The 24977-nt window shown below is 34.2% G+C and carries 23 protein-coding genes; 19 read left to right on the top strand and 4 right to left on the bottom strand.

Annotated elements, in window-relative coordinates; translation table 11 throughout:
* Positions 1-210: 210 nt before the first annotated feature.
* The gene (locus B3C18_RS02000; protein ID WP_291141552.1) at positions 211-1389 is read left to right on the top strand and encodes an acetyl-CoA C-acyltransferase; all 1179 of its coding nucleotides are present in this window, start codon (positions 211-213) and stop codon (positions 1387-1389) included.
* A 66-nt stretch (positions 1390-1455) separates the two neighbouring features.
* Positions 1456-2217 carry a C40 family peptidase gene (locus B3C18_RS01995; RefSeq protein WP_180858779.1) on the top strand — a complete coding sequence of 254 codons (762 nt, stop codon included), beginning with the start codon at positions 1456-1458 and terminating at the stop codon, positions 2215-2217.
* 96 nt (positions 2218-2313) lie between these two features.
* On the opposite strand, the gene B3C18_RS01990 is transcribed toward B3C18_RS01995, so the two are convergent.
* Complete coding sequence (locus tag B3C18_RS01990) at positions 2314-3159, bottom strand: AraC family transcriptional regulator (protein ID WP_291141548.1); 846 nt, start codon at positions 3157-3159, stop codon at positions 2314-2316.
* Positions 3160-3278: 119 nt separating this feature from the next.
* Here B3C18_RS01990 and B3C18_RS01985 point away from each other — a divergent pair, with 119 nt between their 5' ends.
* The 5 genes from B3C18_RS01985 to B3C18_RS01965 all read left to right on the top strand — a co-directional run bounded on the left by B3C18_RS01985 (position 3279) and on the right by B3C18_RS01965 (position 6995).
* Positions 3279-4265, top strand: a complete 987-nt coding sequence (locus B3C18_RS01985; protein ID WP_291141544.1) for an aldo/keto reductase — start codon at positions 3279-3281, stop codon at positions 4263-4265.
* Between the two features lie 334 nt (positions 4266-4599).
* Positions 4600-5205: an NAD(P)H-dependent oxidoreductase gene (locus tag B3C18_RS01980; protein ID WP_291141542.1), complete on the top strand. Its 606-nt coding sequence runs from the start codon at positions 4600-4602 to the stop codon at positions 5203-5205.
* A 2-nt stretch (positions 5206-5207) separates the two neighbouring features.
* Positions 5208-5486, top strand: coding sequence for a putative quinol monooxygenase (locus B3C18_RS01975; protein ID WP_291141537.1), 279 nt, complete (start codon positions 5208-5210; stop codon positions 5484-5486).
* Positions 5486-6475, top strand: a complete 990-nt coding sequence (locus tag B3C18_RS01970; protein ID WP_414655336.1) for a zinc-dependent alcohol dehydrogenase family protein — start codon at positions 5486-5488, stop codon at positions 6473-6475. The genes B3C18_RS01975 and B3C18_RS01970 overlap by 1 nt, the downstream gene beginning before the upstream one ends.
* Positions 6476-6533: 58 nt before the next feature.
* A complete protein-coding gene (locus B3C18_RS01965; RefSeq protein WP_291141531.1) occupies positions 6534-6995 on the top strand; it encodes a DUF3291 domain-containing protein in 462 nt (153 codons plus the stop codon).
* 95 nt (positions 6996-7090) lie between these two features.
* Here the strand turns inward: B3C18_RS01965 and B3C18_RS01960 are convergent, their stop codons facing one another.
* Positions 7091-7798 carry a class I SAM-dependent methyltransferase gene (locus B3C18_RS01960; protein ID WP_291141528.1) on the bottom strand — a complete coding sequence of 236 codons (708 nt, stop codon included), beginning with the start codon at positions 7796-7798 and terminating at the stop codon, positions 7091-7093.
* Positions 7799-7999: 201 nt separating this feature from the next.
* On the opposite strand from B3C18_RS01960, the gene B3C18_RS01955 reads away from it, so the two are divergent.
* The gene (locus B3C18_RS01955) at positions 8000-8887 is read left to right on the top strand and encodes a LysR family transcriptional regulator (protein WP_291141526.1); all 888 of its coding nucleotides are present in this window, start codon (positions 8000-8002) and stop codon (positions 8885-8887) included.
* 393 nt (positions 8888-9280) lie between these two features.
* Positions 9281-10561 (top strand): DUF2130 domain-containing protein, encoded by a 1281-nt coding sequence (locus B3C18_RS01950; protein WP_291141523.1) that lies wholly within the window; start codon positions 9281-9283, stop codon positions 10559-10561.
* A 163-nt stretch (positions 10562-10724) separates the two neighbouring features.
* Here the strand turns inward: B3C18_RS01950 and B3C18_RS01945 are convergent, their stop codons facing one another.
* Entirely contained in the window at positions 10725-11156 is a 432-nt protein-coding gene (locus tag B3C18_RS01945) for an META domain-containing protein (RefSeq protein WP_291141520.1), read from the bottom strand.
* A 115-nt stretch (positions 11157-11271) separates the two neighbouring features.
* Positions 11272-12051, bottom strand: a complete 780-nt coding sequence (locus tag B3C18_RS01940) for an META domain-containing protein (RefSeq protein ID WP_291141517.1) — start codon at positions 12049-12051, stop codon at positions 11272-11274.
* Between the two features lie 268 nt (positions 12052-12319).
* Between B3C18_RS01940 and nirB the strand changes: the two genes are divergently transcribed.
* The 10 genes from nirB (at position 12320) to B3C18_RS01890 (ending at position 24949) form a co-directional block, all read left to right on the top strand.
* On the top strand, positions 12320-14833 hold the full coding sequence (gene nirB / locus B3C18_RS01935) for a nitrite reductase large subunit NirB (RefSeq protein WP_291141514.1): 2514 nt from the start codon (positions 12320-12322) through the stop codon (positions 14831-14833).
* A 234-nt stretch (positions 14834-15067) separates the two neighbouring features.
* Positions 15068-15445 (top strand): nitrite reductase small subunit NirD, encoded by a 378-nt coding sequence (nirD, locus tag B3C18_RS01930; RefSeq protein WP_291141511.1) that lies wholly within the window; start codon positions 15068-15070, stop codon positions 15443-15445.
* Between the two features lie 246 nt (positions 15446-15691).
* On the top strand, positions 15692-16276 hold the full coding sequence (locus tag B3C18_RS01925) for a DUF4202 domain-containing protein (RefSeq protein ID WP_180858793.1): 585 nt from the start codon (positions 15692-15694) through the stop codon (positions 16274-16276).
* 9 nt (positions 16277-16285) lie between these two features.
* Entirely contained in the window at positions 16286-18094 is a 1809-nt protein-coding gene (locus B3C18_RS01920) for an ATP-binding protein (protein WP_291141503.1), read from the top strand.
* Positions 18095-18809: 715 nt separating this feature from the next.
* Positions 18810-19469, top strand: a complete 660-nt coding sequence (locus B3C18_RS01915) for a response regulator transcription factor (protein ID WP_291141497.1) — start codon at positions 18810-18812, stop codon at positions 19467-19469.
* A 95-nt stretch (positions 19470-19564) separates the two neighbouring features.
* The gene (locus B3C18_RS01910; RefSeq protein ID WP_291141494.1) at positions 19565-21064 is read left to right on the top strand and encodes an MFS transporter; all 1500 of its coding nucleotides are present in this window, start codon (positions 19565-19567) and stop codon (positions 21062-21064) included.
* An 80-nt stretch (positions 21065-21144) separates the two neighbouring features.
* Positions 21145-22407 (top strand): alginate export family protein, encoded by a 1263-nt coding sequence (locus B3C18_RS01905; protein WP_291141491.1) that lies wholly within the window; start codon positions 21145-21147, stop codon positions 22405-22407.
* A 141-nt stretch (positions 22408-22548) separates the two neighbouring features.
* Positions 22549-22914 (top strand): hypothetical protein, encoded by a 366-nt coding sequence (locus tag B3C18_RS01900; RefSeq protein ID WP_291141489.1) that lies wholly within the window; start codon positions 22549-22551, stop codon positions 22912-22914.
* A gap of 697 nt (positions 22915-23611) precedes the next feature.
* The gene (locus B3C18_RS01895; protein WP_291141486.1) at positions 23612-24325 is read left to right on the top strand and encodes an endonuclease/exonuclease/phosphatase family protein; all 714 of its coding nucleotides are present in this window, start codon (positions 23612-23614) and stop codon (positions 24323-24325) included.
* A gap of 3 nt (positions 24326-24328) precedes the next feature.
* A complete protein-coding gene (locus B3C18_RS01890) occupies positions 24329-24949 on the top strand; it encodes a class I SAM-dependent methyltransferase (protein ID WP_291141481.1) in 621 nt (206 codons plus the stop codon).
* Positions 24950-24977: the final 28 nt, after the last annotated feature.

Here is a 24977-nt window from a genome sequence, read left to right as displayed (position 1 = left end):
TGCAAATGTAAGACAACATTCCATTTCTCACAACTATTTTTTCGCTTTTTTTTAAGTTTTTTTAATCTTTTCTCTAAAACACTTCACAATCAAACGAATAGAATTAACAAAAAATTCATATTCAATTTAAAATCCATTCCAATTGACGCAAAATTTGAATTTATTCAAATAAAGAGTAAATTTGCTACATTAACTAATATTAAACAGAAAATGAACAAAAGAGTTGTTATCGTTTCTGCCGTTAGAACACCTATCGGAAGTTTCATGGGAGGGTTATCTACCGTACCCGCACCACAATTAGGAGCTGCTGCTATAAAAGGAGCCCTTTCAAAAATTAACCTAGACCCAAAATTAGTTGATGAAGTTTTCATGGGGAACGTAATCCAGGCAGGGGTTGGACAAGCTCCGGCTCGTCAGGCTGCCCTATTTGCAGGATTATCAAACGAAGTTGCTGCCACAACAGTAAACAAAGTCTGTGCCTCTGGAATGAAAGCTGTAATGTTTGGCGCACAGGCAATCGCTTGCGGTGATGCAGAAATTGTAGTAGCGGGCGGAATGGAAAGCATGAGCTTAATTCCACACTATGTACAAATGCGTGCCGGAAACAAATTTGGTCCTGCAACAATGCTCGACGGAATGCAAAAAGATGGTTTGACAGATGCTTACGATAACAACGCAATGGGAGTTTGCGCTGATTTATGTGCAACTGAATATAACATCAGCCGTGAAGAACAGGATAATTTCGCCATTCAGTCTTATGAAAGAAGCGCAAAAGCCTGGGATGCCGGAAAATTTGACAATGAAGTTGTTCCTGTTGAAGTTCCACAAAGACGCGGCGAACCAATTATTGTTTCTAAAGATGAAGAATATACCAATGTAAAATTGGATAAAATCCCTTCACTAAGTGCTGTTTTTACAAAAGACGGAACAGTTACTGCAGCAAATGCATCTACAATAAATGATGGAGCCGCAGCTTTAGTTTTAATGTCTGAAGAAAAAGCAAACGAATTAGGAATTAAACCTTTAGCTTACATAAAAGGATATGCCGATGCTGCACAAGAACCAAAATGGTTTACTACAAGTCCGGCAAAAGCGTTACCAAAAGCTTTAGACAAAGCAGGAATTGCAATTGGCGATGTTGATTATTTCGAATTTAACGAAGCTTTTTCAGTTGTTGGACTTGCCAATTCAAAAATCTTAAATCTTGATAACAATAAAGTAAACGTAAACGGTGGTGCAGTTTCATTAGGACATCCTCTTGGTTGTTCAGGAGCTCGTATTATCGTAACTTTACTAAACGTTTTAGAACAAAACAATGCTAAAACCGGAGCTGCTGCAATTTGCAATGGCGGCGGTGGTGCATCTGCAATTGTTATCGAAAGAGCTTAAAATAATATTTCATTAGGAGTTATTAGAAATTAATAACTCCTAATTTTTAACTAATACATTATCTAAATGTTCGGAATCTGCAATCTTGCCATAGTACCCGTTCGATCTGAGCCTAGTGACAGAAGTGAAATCGTTACACAACTTTTGTTTGGCGAACACATCGAAATTTTAGAACGCCAAAATCAATGGGCACGAATAAAAATTCAGTTTGATGATTATATAGGCTGGGTAGATTCTAAGCAATATCAGATAATTTCTCAGGAACAGTATAATCAGTTAAGTAAAGAAGCCATTATTTTGAATGCAGATTTGATTGATTATATCACTGCACCAAACAACCTATTACTTCCAATTCCGCTTGGAGCCTCTTTATCTTTTCTGAATAACAGCGAAATCAATACTTCTAATTTTGATTTTGAAGGAACCAAAACAAGTGGCATAAAACCAAAAAGTGCCTTAATAAATACCGCTTTCATGTATTTAAACGCACCGTATTTATGGGGCGGAAAAACACCATTCGGAATCGATTGCTCTGGTTTTACACAAATGGTTTACAAACTAAACGGATATAAAATTCATCGCGATGCATCACAGCAAGCGCTCGAAGGCGAATCTTTAAGTTTTATTGAAGAAAGCGAAGTTGGTGATTTAGCCTTTTTTGACAACGACGAAGGCAATATTATTCACGTTGGAATCATTATGGAAAACAATTACATCATTCACGCAAGTGGAAAAGTACGTATTGACCGTTTAGATCACACCGGAATTTACAATCCAGAATTAAACAAACACACTCACAAACTACGTGTAATTAAGAAAATCATTTAAAAACACAAATTCCACGAATTACCACAAATTAAAAAATCCTTTTAATCTGTGAAATCAGTGGCTAAAAAAATTCGTGCAAATTAGTGCAATCCGTGTTTATGCACTAATACGAATCGTTTTTCTAAACTCCGAAGGGCTATTCCCTCTTTGCTTCTTAAAGAATTTATTAAAGTGGCTTTCATCTGTAAAACCAAATTCATAAGCAATTTCGTTAATACGCTTATCGCTAAATTGTAAACGATGTTCAATCAGCTTCGTTTTATAATTACTAATATATTGCTGCATCGTTTCGCTGGCATGTTTCTTAAAATAACGTCCCAAATACGTATTCGAAATTCCGAAATAATCACTTATTGATTCCGCTTTAATTTTCTCCGGATAATAAATATTCGTCTGAATATATTGCAAAATATCCATCGCTCTGGCTTCAGAATTAATATTTACCTGCTCCGGTAAATACTTCGCAATATTTCTTGCCACAATAATAATCAATGTATTAACCAATTGCTGAATCAATTCCTTATTATAAACATCCTTATCCTGATGTTCACGAATAATAGCTTCCACCATTACTTTCACCAAACATTTATCAGCATGATTTTTTAAAATGCAACCCGGCTGATGATTGGCATTTTGCAGAATATATTCTAAACGCTGAATATTCTCATTTTGCAGACTGGAATTCTTCAAATAAATATCATTAAACCTCAAAAAGAAAAACTTCGTTTCGGTTTCAATTGTAAAATTATGACAATCCTCAGGCGTCAATAAAAACATATGTCCCGCATCATACTCAAAAATATTTTTGTTGATACACTGCGTTCCTGTTCCCCCCAAAATATAAACCAATTCAAAGAAATTATGACGATCTCCAACATCCGGATATTCCTCCAATGTTTCAAAAGATACTGTAAACGGTTCGTATAAATTTTCTTTTTTCATAATCTGCAACAATTAATTCAGGATGCAAATATACCTAAAAAAGACAAATATATACAATTTAACACTTAAAAAAATGGTATAATTTTGTCAAATAATTTTAAGACATCAATTTTAACATCATGGAATATAGAAAATTAGGCAACTCAGAACTTAAATTATCAACTATAACTTACGGTGCATTTGCCATTGGCGGAAACATGTGGGGCGGAAACGAAAAGAAAGATTCAATCGACTCCATTCACGCTTCTATCGCTCACGGCGTAACCACAATTGACACTGCTCCTTTTTACGGATTTGGTTTAAGCGAAGAAATGATTGGCGAAGCTTTAAAATCTCAAGATCGTTCAAAAGTGCAATTACTAACCAAATTTGGTTTGGTTTGGGACGGAAGCAATAACGGAAAAGGAGATTTCTTTTTTGATGCCGATGACAACGGAAAAAAATTACCAATTTACAAATACGCTTCAAAAAACAACATCATAAAAGAAGTTGAAGAAAGCTTAAAACGTCTTCAAACTGATTATATCGACTTATTGCAAATTCACTGGCCAGACTCCACTACTCCAATTCAGGAAACTATGGAAGCGTTGGAAATCCTTATTCAACAAGGAAAAATCAGAGCTGCCGGAGTTAGTAATTACAATGCAGAACAAATTAAAGAAGCACAAAAAACAATTCAGTTAGCTTCAAATCAAGTTCCTTTTAGTATGCTGAATCAGGCAATTCAAACTGATTTAGTGCCGCTTACGATTCAGGAAAACATCGGAATTATTGCTTACAGCCCAATGGAAAGAGGCTTGCTAACTGGAAAATATTTTACCGACAGTAAATTAAAAGATAACGATCATAGAAATGGTTATTTCGGCCAATTCGATCTTCAAAAAGTAAAAACATTGGTAGAAGAATTAAGTTCACTGGCAAACGCAAAACACATTTCAATTTCACAATTGGTTTTACGCTGGACAACTTTACAAAAAGGAATCACAATTGTTTTAGCCGGAGCAAGAAATGCAGAACAAGCGATTTCAAACGCAAAAACAATGGATTTCGATTTATCAGCTTCAGAACTTGATTTCATTAATCAGGCAATTTCGAAACTTCAATAATATTTTAAACACATAGGAACATAGATTTTTCTTTATCGATAAAGGCGTTTCACTTGCATTAACAAACATAGTCTGCACAATCTTGTCATTACTCGGAATGACAATTTTGAGAACTATGTGTGAGAAACTAGTTTCTTTCAATTACCTTTTTTAGAAAAAGAAAATCTATGTCTCTATGTGTTAAAAAAAAACTCTCAAAAATTTAAATAATTAGAATTTGGGCGTGTCCCAAGGGCCGGGCTATCCGTTACAATCTTTTGTACCAAACCCCGGCACAAAAGGATTTCCACTCCTATCCCTCACGCAACCCGAATTCATCAGAACAAAAAGTAAAATGAAGAAAATATTTATCATCAACGGAAGTCAAAATTTTGCACATTCAGGCGGAAAATTCAACGAAACCGTTACCGACTGGACAATCGAATACTTAAAAAACAGTAACAAATTTGAAATTAAAACAACCGATATCAAACAAGATTTTGACTTAGACGAAGAAGTAGAAAAATTTGTTTGGGCAGATGTTGTTGTATATCACACACCGGTTTGGTGGTTTCAGTTACCAAATCTTTTCAAAAAATACATCGATGACGTTTTCACAGCCGGACACCAAAAAGGAATTTACAAAAGCGATGGAAGAAGCCGAGTAAATCCTGACATCAATTACGGAACAGGCGGACAATTACACGGACGTAAATATATACTGACTACAAGTTGGAATGCGCCTGCAACTGCCTTTACACTTCCGGGAGAATTTTTCGAAGAAACATCTGTAGACGAAGGAGTTATGTTTGGTTTCCATAAAATGAATAAATTTGTAGGTATGGAAAAACTAAACAGTTTCCATTTCCACGACGTTGAAAAAGGTGCAACTGCAGAAAACATTGTCATCTTCAAAGAAAACTACACCAAACACTTAGAAGAAACTTTTAAAAATTTATAATCATGATCTCTATCACCGCAATTATAAAAAGTAAACAAGAAAACATTGAAGAAGTTAAAACCTTGATTCAAAACCTTGTTACACAAACCAGAAAAGAAGAAGCCTGCGTTCGTTACGATCTTCACACAACTGATAATGTATTCATTATTTGGGAAGAATGGAAAGATCAGGCAGGACTTGATATACATAACAATCAACCACATTTACAAGATTTTATTGCAAAAAGCGAAGCATTAACTGCCGCGCCAATTCAAGTTTACAAAACAATCCAAATACTTTAATAAATAAAGCTATGAAAGCACTTTTTACCAATACATACGAATCTGAGTTCGTAAAAACTGAGATTGAAAAACCAACTCCTAAAAAAGGAGAAGTTTTAGTTAAAATACACGCAAGCGGCGTAAACCCAATCGATAACAAAATCCGACTTGGACTTTCGCCTTATGCATCACCTGTTTTACCCGCTGTTTTAGGAACCGATCTTGCCGGAGTAATTGAAGAAATTGGTGAAGGCGTAATGGAATTTAAAGTTGGTGACGAAGTTTACGGACTTGCTGGCGGCGTTCTTGGTCTTCAGGGAACTTTAGCAGAATATACCGCTGTAGATGCAGATTTACTAGCTATAAAACCTAAAAACCTAAGCATGAAAGAAGCAGCAGGAATTCCGCTAGTATTGCTTACAGCTTGGGAAGGTTTGATTGACAGAGCAAGAGTTCAAAAAGGAGATAAAGTTTTGGTTCACGCAGGCGCAGGCGGCGTTGGGCATATGGTAGTACAATTAGCTAAAATTTTTGGTGCCGATGTATACGCAACGGTTTCTTCTCAAAAAGCAGAAATTGTAAAATCGTATGGAGCAACCGCGATTGATAAAAACACACCAGTTGAAGATTGCGTAAATCAATACACAGACGGAAAAGGTTTTGATGTTATTTACGATACCATTGGAGGTCAATCTTTTGATGATTCACTTAAAGCTATTCGTCATTACGGCCAAATCAGCAGCTGTTATGCTTTCGGAACTCATACATTAGCAATAAGTTCACTTCGTAATGCAAGTATTCATGGTATTTTTGTTTTACGTCCAATGATTGGCAACGAAGGAAGAAAACATCATGGAGATATTTTAAAAGAAACAACTAAGTTTATTGAAGAAGGAAAACTAAAACCATTAATTGATCCTAGAACATTCACTTTAGACAACGCAATGGAAGCTCATAAAGCTGTTAGTGATAATTCTGCCATTGGAAAAATTGTTGTAGATATCATTTAATTCTTTCTAGGATATATTTCAAAAAAAACTAAATTGCTTCATAATTAACAACATAAATATGAGCAATTACCATTTAGCAGAAATTAATATTGCCAAAATGAAAGGAGTCGATATCAACGATCCAATCATGAAAGAATTTGTAGATAACCTGGATTTAGTAAACACTTTAGCCGAAAACAGTGAAGGATTTGTCTGGCGTTTAAAAGATGATTCCGATAATGCCACGAATTTAAATCCATACAATGACGAGCAAATAATTATAAATGTTTCGGTTTGGGAAAACATTGAAACCTTAGAAAATTATATGTACAAAACTTTTCACAGCGAGTTTTTAAAGCGCAGAAAAGAATGGTTTCTTAAATTCGGAAAAGCACACACCGCCATGTGGTGGATTCCTAAAGGAAATATTCCTACTCTGGAAGAAGCGGTAGAAAAATTAGATTATTTACAACAAAACGGAGCATCAGAACTTGTTTTTAATTTAAGAAGCAAATTCCCTGCTCCTAAGCAAATCGCATAGTTTTTTTGCCACGAATTTCACTAATTTACACTAATTTTTATTCTCATAGAAAAAAAAATAATTCGTGAAAATTCGTGAAATTCGTGGCAAACCTTTTATTTAATCCCACCAAAAGCCCCAAAACACATATTCTTATGTAAAATTTCAACGCTTTTAAAACCTACTTTTTTCATCAAATCCAATTGGTAATTCATTGATCTTGGCGTATCTTCTTTGGCGATATAATCAAATACATTTTGACGATATTCTGCCCCTCCTATTCCTTCTAAATATTCCCCGTAACGCTCCCACGTATATTCATTCAACAAATCAGTATCCTGCGTGATTAAATCAGAAATCATAAAACAACCGCCTGGTTTTAATAATTTAAACAACTTTGTAAAAGTAGTTTCCCAATCTTTGTCGTCGCGTAGATGATGCAAAACGGCTCCAGCCAATATAATATCAAAACTATTTTCCTCTAAATAAACTTCCCGAATATCTCCTTGTTTAATTTCAACTTTTCCGTTTGTTGCAGCCGAAACTCTTTCAAAAGCTTTATCCAACATTGGTAAACTCAAATCGACCAAAGTGCAATTTAAATCTGGCAATTTAGACAACATCATTAAAGTGTAATTTCCGGCACCGCAGCCAATATCTAAAACATGAGTAGCATTTGGAACAATTCGTTTTGAAGCTTCCGTAATTAATTCTAATGAAACTTTAGCATCAATTGTAGACAACTGCCCCGTTTCTAAATTCGAAAATCGTTCGACATCATTATCAAACCTTTCTCTGATCTCTGCAATAGTTGATTTTTTCATAGCTTTTGTTTTAGATTGCCCACGGATTTTGCGGATTAAACCCGTTGGCGTAGATATTATTTAATCTTTATATAAAAACAAATTAGTGCAAATCTGTTTCATCCGTAAAATCCGTGGTCCATTATTTTTTTTCAAAACTATCCTTTTCATAAATACTTTAAAAATACTATTTTTATCAATTAATAATACTTTTAAAGTATCATGGAATTACGTCACTTAAAATATTTTCTGGCTGTAGCCGAAGAACTGAACTTTACGAAAGCTTCAGAAAAACTATTTATTTCGCAGCCGCCATTAAGCCGCCAGATTATCGAACTCGAAGAAGAACTTCAGGCGAAACTTTTCATTCGGAACAATAAAAAAGTAGAATTGACCGAAGCTGGAAAATATTTCGAAAAAGAAGTCAAAACACTTTTTCAAAATTTGGAACATATCTCTTTAAAAACAAAAAAGATTGCCGAGAATGTTTCAGGCGAATTCAGGATTGCTTATATCAGCTCTATTTATTCGGCAGTTATTTCCGATTTAATAAAACATTTAAAAATACAATTTCCGTATGTGAATTTCAAGCTTTTTGAAGTTTCTACCACAAAGCAAATCGATGCGTTAGAACAAGGAAAAATCGAAATGGGAATTATACGTTCTCCTATAAAATCTCCTAAAATAAAATCGCATTTATGGTTTCAGGATGGATTTTCAATTGTATTTAATAAAAATAACATTCAGCTGAAATCTGAAAAAGAGATATTAAATTTAAAAGATGAAACTTTTGTATTTTTCAATAAAGATTACGCACCTCATTATCATGAAGTTTTATTAGAGCTTTGTGCATTTTATGGCTTTACGCCGAAGATAATTCACGAAGCCAACAACATTAATTCAATAGTACAATTAGTCAAAAACGGATTAGGAATTTCGATTGTTCCTTCAAATATTGCAAAGAATAATCAAGATCCTGAAATTGGTTTTATCGAATTGAAAAAAGTCAATTTGCGTACAGATGTTTCGATAATTACATCAAAAGAAGATGAATCTGAAATCACTAAAGCCGCTGTTGATTTTTTATTGAAGAAAAGTGGTTCACGCTAAGATTGCTTTATAATTTAATCTCGCAAAGTCGCAGAGGCGCAAAGTTTTTTTTGAGTTGCGTCCAGCTTTAGCTGGATGGAAAAATAATTAAGTTTAAAAGGCTTTAGCTAAATCTGTAGTTTTTTGGCTAAAGCCTTTTCTAATTCAACTTTTATACCTCCAGCTAAAGCTGGAGGCAATTGAAAAAATCCTTTTAATCTTTTTAATCTGTGGCTAAAAAAAACTTTGCGCCTCTGCGACTTTGCGAGATTAATCAAAAACAATTCGTGAAAATTCGTGCAATTCGTGGCAAACAAAAAAATCGTTACAATTTATCACACCAATCTCACTCATAAAAAGAGAACTTTTAAATACCTTAGCAAATTATAATTCTACAAAATAAAATCAATAAAAATGGCTGAACAATCTTCAATTCAGTGTCCAAACTGCGGAACTCCCATCGATGTCAATGATGTATTAAAACATCAATTGGAAGATAGTATACGCAAAGAATTTCAACAGAAAGCTACCATCCAAAATAAAGAATTAGAACTCAAAAACGAGCAGTTCGAAAAAGCAAAAGCCGAATTTGAAGTAAAGAAAAAACAGGAAAATGAGCTTTTTATTGAGCGTCTTGAGAAAGAGAAAAAAACAGCCGAAAAAGAAATTACCGAAAAACTAAAAGTCAAACTAGAAGAAGAAAACAAAGATCGTTTGCTTTTAATGGAAAAAGAACTCTCTGAAAAATCAGAAAAAATCAGAGAATTAAATAAAATGGAAGGCGAAATTGCAAAATTACAGCGTGAAAAACTGGAAATGAAAGAAGCAATTGAAGCCGAAGCACAAAAGCAATTAAACGCTACTTTGGTGTTAGAACGTGATAAAATCCGCAAACAGGAAGAAGAAAAAAACGAGCTGAAAATCAAAGAATATCAAAAACAATCTGACGATCAAAAAAAGCTGATCGAAGAAATGAAACGCAAGCAGGAACAAGGTTCTATGCAATTACAAGGCGAAGTAATGGAATTAGCGATCGAAGAATGGCTGGCAAATAATTTCCCTCTTGACAGCATTGATGAAATCAAAAAAGGTGCAAATGGTGCCGATTGTCTTCAAATTGTAAACACCCGCGAACTGCAAAATTGCGGTTCTATTTATTACGAAAGTAAAAGAACAAAAGCTTTTCAGCCTTCCTGGATCGAAAAATTTAAAAACGATATTAGAACAAAAAGAGCCAATATCGGTGTTTTGGTAACCGAAGTTATGCCGGCCGGAATGGAACGTATGGGAATGCGCGACGGAATCTGGATTTGTACGTATGAAGAATTTAAAGGTTTAAGCGCTGTTTTACGTCAGTCACTAATTCAGGTAAGTCAGGCCGTTCAGGCGCAGGAAAACAAAGGCGATAAAATGTCGATGTTGTACGATTTTTTAACCAGTAATGAATTCCGTTTGCAGATTGAAGGAATCGTAGAAGGTTTTACGCAAATGCAAGGTGATCTTGATGCGGAGAAAAGAGCGATGCAAAGAATCTGGAAACAACGTGAAAAACAAATCGAAAAAGTAGTTCACAACACTTTAGGAATGTACGGATCAATTCGTGGTATTGCTGGAAAGGCGGTTCAGACTGTACGAGCTTTAGAATTGGATTTTATTGAAGGTGATGATGAAGATCCTAAAGAATTATTGGAATAACAATGTGAGATGGCACGCGGATTTAACGGATTCGCTTACGCGAAAACGCGGATTTGCACGGATTTTTTTTATCTTTTTCTTTGCGGAATTATTAGTGCGATTTCTCGTTCCTCGAAATGACAAAATAAAAAAGGCTTCGAAATTAATCGAAGCCTTTTGTGAATTAACCTTTTTTGAAAGACATTGTAAGACCAAATTGATTAGAAAGGTAAAGTTTGTTATTTTCAATAGAATAACCAGAAGTCGTTCTTAATAACTGCATAAATTCACCTTCTTTTTTTGCATCACATTTTTTAGTTTCTGAAGTAAGATTAGGAAATTTAAGTTTTCCTGCACCATCAGATTCTAAACTTCCTTTAATACCGTTGCATCCTGTTGATCCAGAAAAACTTGATGAAGTTAATTCTAATTTTGGAGCACTTGAAAAGTCTTTATCCGTAATTACTTTTCCGTTTAAATTCTCTAAAATCCAGGTTTGTTGTAATTTCTTTTCAATTGCGTTTTCGTTAGTTACAGCTACTGAATTTGTAGTTTTACTTGATTTGCAGCTACAAACTAATGATACAGCAACAAACAACATTAAAATCTTTTTCATGTAAAATAAATATTTATAAGTTTTATTTTACAAAAATATTCCAGCTTTAAGTCATTTTTATGTTACTATAAGTCATTTTTAAACCATTATAAGACATTTTAAAAACTCAAAATTATCAATCTACTTTCTTAAAAACCAAAAGTTTACCTGAAGGATTCGACAAAGTCAATCGGTTATTTTCAATACTATATGTAGTCGTATTTTGAAGAGCTTTCGTAAATTCTCCTTCTTTATTTCCCGGTGCACAAGCCATTAAAGTCGAAATCACTTTAGAGAAACGAAGTAAATCTTTTTCATAAAAAATACTTCCGCTTATCGCATTACAACCACCGTAACCCATAAATCTATTTTCAGAAGAGTTGATTTCAATTCGTGGCAATTCTCTTTGAAAATCGGTTATGAAAACTTTAAATCCGTTGAGTTCTTCCAGAACCCAAATATCATGTAAACGATAATCGGTATTATACTTTCCGCAGCCGCCAATCTTTTTAGTTTCTAATTCAGCATTATTTTTAATTTCTATCGAAACTTTATAAGGAGAAATAGCTCCCGACATTGAATTTTGACAATCTACCTGCTGTATTGTAATAGTCGCTGTCGAAGTTTCATTAGCAACTTTATACATCTTAACATTAGCATCCATTGCTTTAACTGCATCAACAGGCGCAAAAAAAAGTTTTTCTTTTCCCGTAATTAAAGAGGTGAAAATGATTTCTTCATTTCCCATCTTTAAGCCCCAAAACGGCTCATTTCCGGTTGCAGTAAAATAATATTTCATTTCATCTTCCTGAGAACCATATTCAGAAATAGTTTTAGTATCCGAAGTTTGGCCCGTTGTAGATTTACAGCCCACAATTAAAGAAAATACGAACAAAAGTGAAAATATATTTTTCATAACATTTTATTTGAAATAAGACCTTTTAACAAAATACAAGTAAAATTCTTATGAATTTACGACATTATTTTGAATTTCTTATTTAGAATCTTTTCAAATTTAAAATAATTATCACTCTTCCATTTCGCTAAAAACCCGCACTACGTAAAAGATTACGATCAAATACGTATTACGGAAAAACTATATCTACTTAAAAAAATAAATACCATACGTATTTTTATAAGTATTAATACTTATATTTGCGTAGTAATACTTAATTAAAGAAATCATGATTAGAGTAATAGTAGTTGGAAACGGCATGGTTGGTTATAAATTTTGCGAAAAATTCATTGCAAAATCAGGACAGGAAAAGTATCAAATTACCGTTTTTGGTGAAGAACCAAGGCGTGCTTACGACCGTGTTCATTTAAGTGAATACTTTGGAGGAAAAACGGCCGATGATTTATCATTATCAACAACCGAATGGTACGCCGAAAACAACATTATTCTAAATACATCTGAATTAATTACAGATATTAATCGTACCGAAAAAACAATACATACCCATTTAGAAAAAACACATACGTACGATTACTTAGTTTTAGCAACAGGTTCATCAGCTTTTGTTCCGCCAATTGACGGAGTCGAAAAAGAAGGCGTGTTTGTATACAGAACTATCGAAGACTTAGACGCTATTATGGCTTATGCCAAAAAAATAAAACAAAAAGGTGCAACCGAAGCCGCTGTTCTTGGCGGAGGATTATTAGGTCTTGAAGCTGCAAAAGCCGTGAGGGATTTAGGATTGAATCCGCATGTTGTCGAATTTGCCCCGCGCTTGATGCCGAGACAATTAGACAAAGGCGCAAGTGATATGCTGCAATCTAAAATTGAAGAATTAAATATTGGAATTCATCTTAACAAAGCAACGCAATATATTGATGGAAAGGAAAGTATAACAGGAATGATGTTTGCTGACGACGAATTGTTAAAAGTAGACATGTTGGTTATATCTGCCGGAATTAAACCTCGCGACGAATTAGCTCGAGTTTCTGGACTTGAGGTGGGTTTAAGAGGCGGAATCGTGGTAAACAATCAAATGCAGACATCAGATCCTTCTATTTATGCGATTGGCGAAGCGGCACTTTACAATCAAAACATTTACGGACTTGTTGCTCCAGGTTACGAAATGGCCGATGTTGCTGCCGAACAAATCTTAAATGGTTCTAAAACCATGAGAGAAACCATCGATATGTCGACACAATTGAAATTAATTGGTGTCGAAGTTGCGAGTTTTGGTGATCCTTTTGTTGAAAATGAAAACGTAACGGCCATTATTTATGAGAATAAATTAAGCGGAGTTTACAAAAGAATCAACGTTACCAAAGATTCTAAAACGCTTTTAGGCGGGATTTTAGTTGGAGATTCAAGTGATTATAATTCACTTTTCCAGATTTACAGTAACGCAATGGCACTACCTAAAAATCCGGAAGATTTGATTTTAGGTTCTCGCGACGGATCTGAAGGTTCAAGTTTAGGAAGTGTAATGGATTTGCCAGACACCGCAGTAATTTGTTCTTGCGAAAATGTTACGAAAGGGGCTATCTGCTGTAAAATTTTAGATGAAAGCTGTGCTAGTTTTTCAGATGTTGTAAAAGCAACGAAAGCTACTTCTGGGTGCGGTGGCTGTAAACCAATGGTTTCAGATTTGGTAAAAGCCACTCAAAAATCTTTAGGAAAAGAAGTAAAAGAAGTGATTTGCGAGCATTTCAATTACAATCGTCAGGAATTATTCGATTTAGTAAAAATCAATAAATACGAGAATTTTTATGATGTTTTAGATCATCATGGAAAAGGCGACGGCTGCGAAGTTTGCAAACCTGTTGTCGCTTCGATTTTCTCAAGTATTTACAACGATACAGCAAACAAACACGTTACCACTCAAGATACAAACGATAGATTTTTGGCTAATATTCAACGTAATGGAACTTATTCTGTAGTTCCCAGAGTTGCCGGAGGCGAAATTACTGCCGAAAAATTAATTGTAATTGGCGAAGTAGCTAAACAATTCGATTTATATACCAAAATTACCGGAGCGCAACGAGTTGATTTATTTGGAGCGCATTTAAGTGATTTACCAAAAATCTGGAAAATATTAATTGATAACGGTTTTGAAAGCGGACATGCTTACGGAAAATCACTTCGTGCCGTAAAAAGCTGTGTCGGAAATGCATGGTGCCGTTACGGAATGGACGACAGCGCCGGATTTGCCATCGAACTTGAAAACAGATACAAAGGAATTCGTTCTCCGCATAAATTAAAAGGCGGTGTTTCGGCCTGCATTCGCGAATGTGCAGAAGCAAGAGGAAAAGATTTCGGATTAATCGCCGTTGAAGGCGGATGGAATTTATACATCGCTGGAAATGGCGGAGCAAATCCAAAACATGCCGTTTTATTAGCCGAAAAAATCGACAAAGAAACGGTTATCAAATACATGGACAGATTCTTAATGTATTATATCCGTACCGCTGGCCCGCTGATTAGAACTTCGACCTGGTTAGAAAAATTAGACGGAGGTTTAGAATATTTAAAACAAGTTATCATCGAAGACAGTTTAGGAATCTGCGAAACATTAGAAGCCGAAATGCAGACTCTCGTTAACACTTTTGAATGCGAATGGAAACAAGTTTTAGAAAAACCAAGATTATTAAAACGTTTTAATCATTTCGTAAACTCAGACGAGAAAGACGACAATGCCGTTTTTGTTCCACTAAGAGATCAAAAGGCGCCAAAAGCGTGGACTTAAAAAAATTGTTTTAATCTCGCAAAGACACAAAGTCACAAAATCAAATTGCAAAACTTAAGAAAAAAACTTAGCGACTTTGCGTCTTTGTGGCAAAACATCATAAAGCTCCAAAAAAAAAACAAAAAAATATCAATAACGTTTGCTGTCCTTCTTACCCTCTTTTTTACTGCGCCATCAAAACTCTCTTGATTGTAAAAAGAGGGCTAAGAAACAGGAAATCAAAACAAAATTACAATGGAAGAAATCTTAAATCAATACGAAACAGTCCATGCAAACGACGCTACAATTTGGTTTAAAGCGGGCAAAGTTGAAGATTTCCCGACCAATCGCGGCGGCTGCATTAAATACAAAAACAAGCAGATTGCAATTTTCAATTTCACACGCCGCAACGAGTGGTACGCGTGCCAAAACGCGTGTCCGCATAAAATGGAAATGGTACTTTCAAGAGGAATGACAGGATCTACAGATGATATCCCTAAAATCGCCTGCCCAATGCATAAAAAAACATTTTCTTTGGTTGATGGTTCTAACTTAAATGGCGACGATTTTAAAATTGCAACTTATCCAATTAAAGTTATTGAAAATGAAGTTTTTGTTGGATTTGTAGATTAATTTTAAAGCCACAGATTTCACAGATTAAAAGGATTAAAATTTTTTGCCACGAATTTCACGAATTAGCACGAATTAAATTAGTGGAATTCGTGAAATTCGTGGCAAAAAAACTTAACACCAGATTAAATCTGTGAAAATCCTTTAATCTGTGGCAAAAAACAAAACAATAATTCGTGCTAATTCGTGAAATTCGTGGCTAAAAAAAACTTAATTCCGTATCTTTGAAATCTATTATCAAACCAAAAAATGACTACACCTTTTCAAAAAGCAAGCGAATGGATTGATGCTGAAAACGCTCAGGATCCAAACTTCGAAACCGACCAAAACAAAGAATATCCAAAAGAATTATTGTATTCAAACAGGATGTACGAAAGACTGATGCAGTTTGAACCCAATGCATCCGAAGAAATCCAAATTGCGTCAAAAGCGCAACATATCTGCCGATGGAAAGTCGCTCGCGAATCGTACCCAATGGATCGTGTAGGTTATTTGAAATGGAGAGAAGAATTGAAAAAATTCCACGCTAAAACTACAGCCGAAATTCTTGAAAAAGCAGGTTATGATCAAACTTTTATCGATCGCGTTTCTTTTTTAATAGAGAAAAAATTACTTAAAAAAGATCACGAAACACAATTATTAGAAGATGTTATCTGTCTTGTATTTTTAGAATATTATTTAGAACCTTTCGTTCATAAACATGACGAAGAAAAACTAAAAAATATCATCAAAAAAACCTGGGATAAAATGTCGGATAAAGGTCATCAGGAAGCCTTAAAAATCAATTATTCTGAAGAAAATTTAAATCTTATAAAAGCATCTTTAGGATTGTAAACTGACTTTATGAAGAAAAGCAATCAGGAAGAAGATAAAATCACATTCAAAAATTTACGCCGCCTGTATTTTTTTGCACTTCTTACTATTGCCTTAACTATAATTATCAGTCAGGTTTTAGTTCAGTATAATCTGAATCAGCAGTTAAGCGATTCTAAAATCATCAACTTTTCGGGAAAACAAAGAATGCTGAGCCAGAAAATCGTCAAAGAAGTTCTGATTCTGCATTATGTTTCTGATACTGCTTCAGCTAAACAAATTTCACATTTACAAGATGTTTTATCACTTTGGAAAAAAAACCAAAATGCACTCGAAAACGGCAGCGACAGTTTGGCTTTTCCAAAAGAAAAATCAGAAACACTCAGCAAATTATATCTGGAAATCAATCCAATTTTCAATAAAATTGCACAAACAACCGATTCGTTTTTATCGAATTTAAAGCAGAAAAAACAATCCGCAGTAAATCAAAAACTGGTACAGATCATTTTAGAAAATGAAGGTTCTTTCCTTTCAAAAATGAATCAGATTGTAACGCAATACGATCTCGAAGCACACGAAAAAGTAACCGAACAGCGCAAAATAGAATATTGGATTTTTGGCTTTACTTTATTAGTTCTCCTTTTAGAATTCTTTTTCATTTTCAAACCCACAAACAAGAAAATAGAACGATTAATTACAAGACTTTTATCTTCTGAAAAGAAAGCTTTAAAACTAGCTTACGACACTGAAATTATTAGCGAAATCAAAGAAAATTCGGTTAAAGAATTAAAATCGCTCAACTACGCAATGGAGAACACTTTACTCTATTGCCGAATTGCGCCCGATGGTTCGATTATTCATATTGGAGAAAAATTTGCCAAACTTTTAAACTACACCAAATTTTCATCCAACAAAAAATTCTCTGAAGTTTTAACTGTTGATGAAAAAGAGCAAATCAATATTGACCGACTTATTTTCGAAAAACAAAGAAGCGGCTGGCAGGGCGAAATCAAAATTTTAAACAAAGAAAATCAAACCATTTGGTTAGATTTATCAATGGTTCCCGTAACTATTAAAAAAGACGAACTTGAACTTTTGATTGTTTGTTTCAACATTACCGAACGCAAAAAGGCACAGCGCGAAGTCGAACGTTTGAATCTTGAAAACACCACCGAAAAAATCAATCAGCAAAAGATTATTTCGAGCAAAATTGTTGAAAATCAGGAAAACGAACAAAACCGAATCGCCAAAGAAATTCATGACGGAATTGGTCAAATGCTTACGGGTTTGAAGTTCAGTCTGGAAAGCATCAATTTAGACGACAGAGAAAAATCGGAACAAAAAATTGAATACCTAAAGAAACTTTCGCTAGACATTATAAAAGGCGTCCGCACCGCAACTTTCAACTTAATGCCTCCGGAATTGAGCGATCACGGAATCGTTTCTTCTTTGGCAAAACTAACTCAGGAACTTTCAAAACTAACTGGAAAAGAAATTCTTTTCTACAACAAAACCGATTTCGACCAGCGTTTAGATTCTCTAATCGAAATCAACATTTATCGTCTTACACAGGAAGCCATAAACAACGCCATAAAATACGCTGAGTCGTCGCATATTATTGTACAACTTTCACACAGCGAGACACTTTTAAGCGTAATTATCGACGACAACGGAAAAGGTTTCGACATCAATTCTGTCGATAAAAAACGAAACAGCGAATCTGGAATGGGATTATTATTTATGAAAGAAAGAATTCAATACATCAACGGCCGCGTTTTCATCAACTCAATTCCGGGCGAAGGAACGAGAATTACTTTTAATATTCCGATACTGAAGTAGAAATTCTAAATTTTTAAATTCCAATATTTAAGTACCAAATTCCAATTGCGTAAAGTATTGTCAGGCTGAGCGAAGTCGAAGCCCACGCAAAGTAAATCCACAATCAAAAAAATAAAAATAATTATCTGGGCGAGCCACCATCCCAATAAGAGGGCAAATTTACTTTGTCTTTATTCGCCCTCTTATCGGGATGCTGTCGGGCTATCCGGGCTACTTCGGTAGCTTCCTCCTATCCCTCTCGCGGGCAAACGTTTTTAGAAAGAAGATTTTAATTTCATTGAGAGTTAAAATAAAATAAATCAATTGCCTCCAGCTTTAGCTGGAGGTATACAAACAAGTATTAAAAAGGCTTTAGCCAAACTAACACATTTGGCTAAAGCCCTGTTTTTATCAATCTATAAAACCTCCAGCTAAAGCTGGAGGCAATTAAAAACCAAACTTTGTCAAAGTTTTAAAACTTTGACAAAGTTGACCACATTCTTGTCAGGCTGAGCGAAGTCGAAGCCCGCGCAAACTTAATCGACAATCTTTACAGAGCTACTTACGCAGGCTTCGACTTCGCTCAGCCTGACAATACTAAGTCCAATTTTGCAATTTAAAATTTCCAACATTAGAAATTTTAATGTTAGAAATTAAAATCTAAAAAATTACGTATATTAGCGTCTTCTTTATAGATGAATATACGTAAAAATCCAGAATCTAAATTAAGTAAATTATGAGTAATATCATTCGTGTAGTGCTGGCAGATGACCATGTTTTTGTTAGAGACGGAATCAAATCTCTATTGGAAAACGAAGCAAACATTGAGGTTGTAGGTGAAGCAATTGATGGTGCTGATGCACTTGAAGTTGTTGCCGATACAAAACCCGATTTACTTATAGCCGATATTCGTATGCCAAACTTAACCGGCATCGAACTAGTAGAAAAACTTAGAAGCGAAAATAACAACATAAAAATCATTATGCTTTCGATGCACGAATCGGAAGAATACGTATTGAAATCCATAAAAGCCGGAGCCGATGGTTATTTACTGAAAGGTTCGAGCAAAGAAGAATTTTTAAAAGCACTTCATACGGTTTCTGCCGGCGGAAAATATTTTAGTGGCGATATTTCATCTATCTTAATTGGTCAATTGACAAATTCTTCTAATTCATTAGAGCCGAAGCAAAACTTAAGCGATGAAATGATGATTACCAAAAGAGAAAAAGAAATCCTGACTCTTTTATTATCCGGAAAAGGAAACAAGGAAATTGCCGAAGCGCTGGATATTAGTAAACGTACAGCCGAAGTACACCGTTTTAACTTGATGAAAAAACTGAAAGTAAAAAACTTAATGGAACTTTCTAATAAAGCAACTGAGTATTCTTTGATTTAAAAATACGTATAAATACGTAATTATTTTTCAAAAACTGCGTTTTAGCATGTTTTAACTAAGTTATAGTACTTATTTTTACAAAAAATATAAGTGCTATGAAAACTACAAACTCATTATCTCAATCACACAAAATTTTATTTTTGAACACATTGGCTTTTACCGTGTGTTTTGCCTGCTGGACCTTAAACGGGGTTTTAGTAACCTTTTTAGTCGATAACGGAATTTTCCACTGGAGCGTTGTTCAGGTGGGATGGCTTTTAGGTATTCCAATTCTAACGGGTTCCATTATGCGTCTGCCAATTGGAATACTGACAGATAAATTTGGAGGAAAATATGTTTTTTCACTTTTACTCCTTCTCAGTTCGATTCCGTTGTTTCTCCTTCCTTACGCCGACAGCTTTTTTATGTTTGCATTACTAAGTTTCTTCTTCGGAATGGTTGGAACAAGTTTTGCAGTCGGAATTGGATATACCTCAATTTGGTATCCAAAAGAATGGCAAGGTCGCGCTTTAGGTATTTTCGGAATGGGAAATGCCGGTGCCGCTATCACAACCTTTTTAGCTCCTTCCCTATTAAATCACTTTTCGATCGATGATCCGCAAAACGGATGGAAAATACTTCCTGTTATTTATGCTGTTTCTTTAGTTGTAATAGGAATCGCTTTTTTGATTTTCACACAAAATAAAAAGCCGGAAAACAATACCAAAACAGTTTCTCAAATGCTGGTTCCTTTAAAATCAGCCCGTGTTTGGCGTTTTGGAGCGTATTACTTTTTAGTTTTTGGATGCTTTGTAGCTTATTCACAATGGTTGTTGCCAAATTTCATGAACGTTTATCAAACTAGTTTAGTTATGGGTGGTTTATTTGCTACGATGTTCAGCCTTCCTTCTGGCGTAATCAGAGCGTTTGGAGGTTATTTATCAGATAAATTTGGTGCAAGAAAAGTGATGTATTGGGTTTTAGGATCTTCAGTAGTTTTAAGTGCTTTATTAGCCATTCCGAAAATGGAAATAACAACTACTGGTCCAGGTGTTTTAGCAACTAAAAAAGGAACTATTACTGCCGTTACAAATGATAAAATTAAGATTGGTGAAACAGACTTTGCAGTCGCACAGAAAAAAGAAAACAATGCCGAAAATGCAATTTTTCCAACTTCAACTTCATGGCAGCAAGTTGTTGTCGCAGAAAACCAAAGCGTAAAGAAAAAAGAACTTTTGGCTAAAGGAATTACCGTTATTAAATTTGATGCTAACATGTGGGTTTTCCTGGTTTTAGTAATCCTAATAGGAATTTCATGGGGAATTGGAAAAGCAGCAGTTTACAAACATATACCGGAATATTTTCCAAATGAAGTGGGTGTTGTAGGCGGAATGGTTGGAATGATTGGCGGATTGGGCGGTTTCTTCGGGCCAATTATCTTTGGCTATCTATTAACTGCAACCGGAATCTGGTCAAGTTCATGGATTTTTATTCTTCTTTTTTCAACTGGATGTTTGGTTTGGATGCATTATGCCATTACCAAAAGTGTGAGCAAAAAACAAGCTAAAACAGTAAAAACAATTGAAAAACAGCAACTTGTACCTGTTACCAATTAAATAACAAAATAAATGATTTTTATCATTAACAAAGACTTAATTTTCTTATAATTTTACGCCATCAAAAAATTACCAGTTTTATGAAAAAATTAAAATTAATCGTTCTATTACTTTTAGGCGTAACTGCTGCACAAGCGCAAGAATTAGATGTAAATTTACAAATAAGGCCGCGTTTTGAATATCGAAATGGATATAAAGCTCTTTTACCAGAAGGTCAAAAAGGTACATCGCAAATCTCACAGCGTTCTCGCTTAAATTTCAATTATAAACAAGAAGATTTAATTGTAAAATTAACGTTGCAAAATACCAGAACCTGGGGAGATGTAGTTCCAGCTGCAACAGCAGATAAAAATGGAGTTGCCGTTTTTGAAGCCTGGGCACAATATAATTTCACTGAAAAGTGGAGCGCCAGAATGGGGCGTCAGGTACTTTCGTACGATAATCAACGTATTTTAGGAGAACAAGATTGGGGACAACAAGCACAAAGTCATGATGCACTTACAGTTTCGTTTCATACCGAAAAACAGAAATTAGATTTTGGAGGAGCTTATAACTCTACAGCCGAAAATTTAATTCAGACTCCTTATACAGTTGCAAACTATAAAGCTATGCAATATGCATGGTATCATAACCAATTTAACGAAGCTTTTGGTTTGAGCTTTTTATTACTGAATACAGGTTACGAATATGCTCCTAATCCTAATCCTGAAAACAAACTATTAGTAGATTACACACAGACTTTTGGGCCTTATTTAGCTTATAAAAAAGGCAAAATCGATACTAATTTTTGGGCATACGGACAAACAGGAAAAAGCACAGATCAACAAGTAAGCGCTTGGAATGCTGCTGCTAACTTTGGGTACCAAATAACAGAATCTTTTAAAGCTGGTTTAGGATATGAATTCCTTTCTGGAAAAGATACAAATGACGGAAGTACTGTTATTAAATCTTTCAATCCTATTTTTGGAACCAACCATGGTTTTAACGGTTATATGGATTATTTTTATGTTGGAAATCATTTAAAGAATGTTGGTTTACAAGATGCATTTGTAAAATTAAATTACAATGTAAACAAATGGCAGTTTGCTTTGATTCCGCATGTATTTTTATCTGCTGCTGATGTAGTAACACCAGCTGAAAAATTAGATTCATATTTAGGAACGGAGATTGATGCAACTTTTGGATATAACTTCAAAAAAGACATTACAGTTTCAGGAGGTTACTCTCAAATGTTTGGTTCTAAAACTTTAGAATTTATTAAAAATGGAGATGCCGGCCATACTAACAATTGGGCATGGTTAATGATTTCTGTAAATCCTAGAATTTTTAGCTGGAAAAAATAATTTTTCTTCAAAATTCACTCAAATATTTTACCCTTTTCCTATTTCGGAAAAGGGTATTTTTTTTATTTACAAAAAACTTACGATATCTCGTTTAATTAATTATATTTGAATCGATTACGAACCCCAAATTCTATCCCCCAAATGAAACAATTTTTAAAACTATCAATGTTAACCTTCATTGTTACGCAGCCTGGTATTGGCCAAAAATACAATGATGCTTTAATTTCAAAAAACTCTGAAATTAATTTCGCAAAAACACAAAAAAGAGGCATTAAAAAAGACAACATTATTTATTATGTTGAAAATGATCTGCAAACCATTTCGGCCTACAAAAGAAGTAAACTAAAATGGCAGACCAATGTAATTTCTGCTTGCGGAAAACCAAAAGTGGGACAACCTGAAATAAGATATGTAGGATATAATGCTGACAAACTGCTTATCGTTATTGGAAAACATAATTTTGCAGAAATTGATATTAATAGCGGTGTAACAACATTTGTTGGATAAGATTAAAATTAACAAGCACTATTTAATCAAATTTTCTAAAATATAAATTTTTAATTTACCCTTTTTCAGTTTTGGAAAAGGGTATTTTTTTTGTAGAAAGCACAAATACTTTTAATATTAAATTAGGTACATTTGGATAAAGATCATCAAGAAATTAAAGAAGTTTATTCTATGAAATTTAAAAACATACTTATTCTATTGGTTTTCATAATCTTGTTTTTTATAATTGGCTTATTTTATGACACAGAGTACAGAATTTTAACTCGAACCCTTGTATCTCAAATTGCTAATTATGACTTAATATTTTATGGAGGAAAAGAGTTTAGATTTTTTATTCCTGACTTCGGTTTTATATTAACACTAATTCCAATCGGTTTTTATATAATTACTAAATTTAAAAACTCGGTAAAAACTACCTTTATTTCAGTTTTATTTTTTATTTCTCTTCTAATATTATATTACTTTTTCTTTTGTTATTTAGAATCTCAAATTATAAAATACACAACTGTAGCTGACAATAAAAACATTTACTATTATCATCACAGCAACGTAAATTATAGATTAATTGCCTTTTTATCAATTGTTGCATCTTTAATTTCAGAATACTTTCTTCTGTATATTAGGAAGGATAGAATTCAAACCTAATCAAAACCTCTCAAGTTTAAATATTCAAAATCCCATATAACTTCTCCACAAAATGAAACTCATAGCTTGGAATTGCAACATGGCATTCAGAAAAAAAGCAGAATTCATTCTAGCCCACAATCCTGATATTGCCGTAATTTCTGAGTGTGAAAATCCTGAAAAATTAAAATTTCCAAACGGAACACAATTACCAAACGACATTCTTTGGTACGGAACAAATCCGCATAAAGGACTTGGCGTTTTCTCTTATAGCGATTGTCGGTTTCAATTGCTGGATTGCCATAATCCAAACTTTAAAAATATCTTACCAATAGCCGTAACTGGCGGAAAATTAGATTTTATCTTATTTGCAATCTGGGCAAACAATCCCGAAGACAAAGACGGACAATATGTAACTCAGGTTTGGAAAGCCATTAATTACTATGAAGATTTAATTAAAGAAACCAAAACCATTTTAATTGGCGATTTCAACAGCAATACCATTTGGGATAAACCTCGAAGAGAAGGCAATCATACAACGGTTGTAGACAAATTAGGAGACAAAAATATTTTTAGCACGTATCATAAATATTTTAATCAAATTCAGGGTAAAGAAGAGCATCCAACTTTATATCTTTATAGACACGAAAACAAACCGTATCATCTGGATTATTGCTTTGCTTCAAATGATTTTATTGAAGTCCTGGAAAGTGTCGAAATAGGAACTTATCAAGATTGGACTGCACTCAGCGACCACAAACCTTTAATAATTAAATTCAATATATAAACCATGAACAACTGGACTCAGCGATGGGACGACCGTTACAGCAGCGAAGAATTTGCGTACGGCGAAGAACCCAACAATTATTTAAAAGAACAATTAGAAAAACTAAATCCCGGCGCTATTCTTTTCCCTGCTGAAGGCGAAGGACGAAATGCCATTTTTGCAGCAAAATTAGACTGGAACGTTTCCGCTTTTGATATTAGTGAAGAAGGAAAAAACAAAGCTATTCGTCTTGCCGTAGCAAACAATGTTTCAATTGATTATCAAGTTGGCGAATTAGAAACGCTGGATTTTCACACAGATCAATTTGAAGCGATTGCTTTAATTTACGCTCATTTTCCGGCAGAAATTAAATCGGCTATTCACAAACAGCTTGATAAATTATTATGCAAAAATGGAATTATTATTTTTGAAGCGTTCAGCAAAAAACATTTAGAATATCTTGCTATAAACGAAAAAGTAGGCGGTCCAAAAGATATCGAATCTCTATTTTCTATCGAAGAAATCAAAAGTGATTTTCCGAATTATGAAATCATCGAATTAGAAGAAAAAGAAATCGAACTTAACGAAGGTTTATTCCATAACGGAAAAGGTTCTGTAATTCGTTTTATTGGCAGAAAAAAATAAATCATACTCGACGTGGAGACGCACTGCG

This window comes from Flavobacterium sp. UBA7680 (assembly GCF_002482975.1).
GTDB lineage: Bacteria > Bacteroidota > Bacteroidia > Flavobacteriales > Flavobacteriaceae > Flavobacterium.
Note: the sequence above shows the minus strand (reverse complement) of the source record. Positions and strands in the feature narration are given on the sequence as shown.